Annotated in this window: 1 protein-coding gene; it reads right to left on the bottom strand. The window is 42.1% G+C overall.

Annotated elements, in window-relative coordinates; translation table 11 throughout:
* Nucleotides 1-104 precede the first annotated feature (104 nt).
* Nucleotides 105-2093: hypothetical protein (locus Q0212_RS00045; protein ID WP_297920498.1), on the bottom strand; the 1989-nt coding region annotated here is incomplete at its 5' end.

Below are 2093 nucleotides of genomic sequence, written 5' to 3'. Positions count from 1 at the left end.
GCAAAGGATAGTTGGCTGGGAGTAGCAACACTAAGAGGCCAAGCAAAATTTGTGCGGCTTTTAAGTTGTTCCACTGGGCTCGATTTAATACCCGATGGTATTTTTCAAAGCGTTTGACCTGCGCCAATGGTAACGGTTTGGCTTTTGCCTATTAACAAAGTTTGCGTGTTTGAGCCTTGTTGTTTGGTGGCTAATAATGCCATATTCTTGAAACTGCCAACTAAAGGCAAATCTGAGGTCACGTCATAACCATTAGCATCTACCAAATCATAGCTACGGTAGGTTTTGGTTGTGCCAGTGGTGGTAAACACACACTGATGACTATAGCGACTTGAACCGTTGTAGCCCATAATGGCACTGCTATCGCCATACAATGGCTCATTATTAACAGGTGGTACAAAATAACCCGCGTATTGCTCATTTGCTAATACCACCAATGAGCCTGTTACCGTTTTATTGGCAACAGCACTCACATAAAAAACCTTACTGCCTTCGTCAACGCCCGATTTGCGTTTTACGGTTAATTTAATGTCTGCCTTAGCCACAGGTGCAGTACACACTTGCGTTAATTGTGTGCCTTCTATATTGACTATAGGTGCGTTACATGGCACGTTTTCAAAGGCAAAAATAGCGGTACTCGGGATATTTTTGCCATTCACCGTCATTACAACGGCCTGCCCAACAGGAATAGTTTTAACGCTCACACTATCAAAAGACACTTGCACCGCGTTTAATTGTGTTTGTTGTTTACCTGTCACAATGCCTTGTTGATTTTTGAGCTGTGCTTCAACGGTATAGCGTCCGCTACTTGTAAACACATGTTTAAACACATCATCAATAGAGCTGGCTAACGAGGCAACTTGAGTACCTGCTTGGTCTAATACGCGCCAAAAAGCGGTTTTGGCATCGCCCATCACATCTACCAACTCAAAACTTAAAGTACGCCCTACTTCAACCAAACTACTTACCGCATCGCCTATATCATTGGTAGTTAAAATAGAATCGGCACTGGCAGGTTGGTGGGTATTTAAGTTAATCGCCAAGGTATCGCTAGATGTGCCACCATAGTTAATAAAGCTAACGATGATTTTTTGGTCAATCGCTTGTATTTTGTGTTTAACGGTATAACTGACGGTGTGTGCGTCTTTACCGCCAATTTGCTCAGGCAAATCATCAGCGATTGTGCTTCTAAAAAAGTCATTTTCATTACTGTTTGAGCAAGGTGCAAAGCCAATGGTTTTAGAATAACCCTCATAGGAGTCGGCATAGGCTAACTCTAAACTCCCTAATGCTTTGTTGCGTACACATAAGGCTGCCTCACGCAATAAGGGATTTTTGCCTGTTGATTGCACTAAACCTGCATAAAAATGATGCACAAGTGTTGCTGGCTTTAAACCATTGCCAAAAAATGACGCACTGCTTTCGTGGACTAAATCACCTTGTCCGTTGGTGTTATAAACGCGTGGCTGAACAGCACTGTAACTAATTTCTAGCTCATCACCTGCTACTACGTCTAGTGGCTCTAGCTCTGTGCCATTGGCTAAGCGTTGAGCCAAATCATACACTTCTTCATCAGCCACTAAATTACCACTTGGCGTATATTTTTTAACACGTATCTTCATGTACGATTGATGGGCAGGCACTTTAGAAATCACACCGTCTTTAATAAACACGGTCATTTGTGTGGGCAGTGTTATCATGTCCGACAAATAGGGTAATAATTTATTGCCTATTTCATAGCCCAGTGTAATTCTTTTGGCAGATGCTCTTAACGCTGCACCAAAACTTAGTTTTTGATAATTTATCAAAAACTTGGCACCACCTTTGGCTCCATCAACACCCGCATCAATTACGGCTTGTGCAAATTTAGGATTTTGCCATAAGGTGTTTGCGGCAGATGCAATACGACCAAAGGCTTGGCTAGGACTTTGTTTTGCTGAGGTAGCAAAACTGGCCAATAATGCCACCTTTTGCATAACAAACTCACCAAAACCTTCTTTGTCAATAGACGTATAACTAGACACCAACGCTTCTTTGATTTTGGCCAGATTTTCGGGCTTTTTGGCTGCTTTAATGGCTTGTTTAAAAGCAAA

This window comes from uncultured Agitococcus sp. (assembly GCF_937920075.1).
Classification (GTDB): domain Bacteria; phylum Pseudomonadota; class Gammaproteobacteria; order Pseudomonadales; family Moraxellaceae; genus Agitococcus.
The sequence above is the reverse complement of the archived record's forward strand: the minus strand, read 5'-3'. Positions and strand labels throughout refer to the sequence as shown.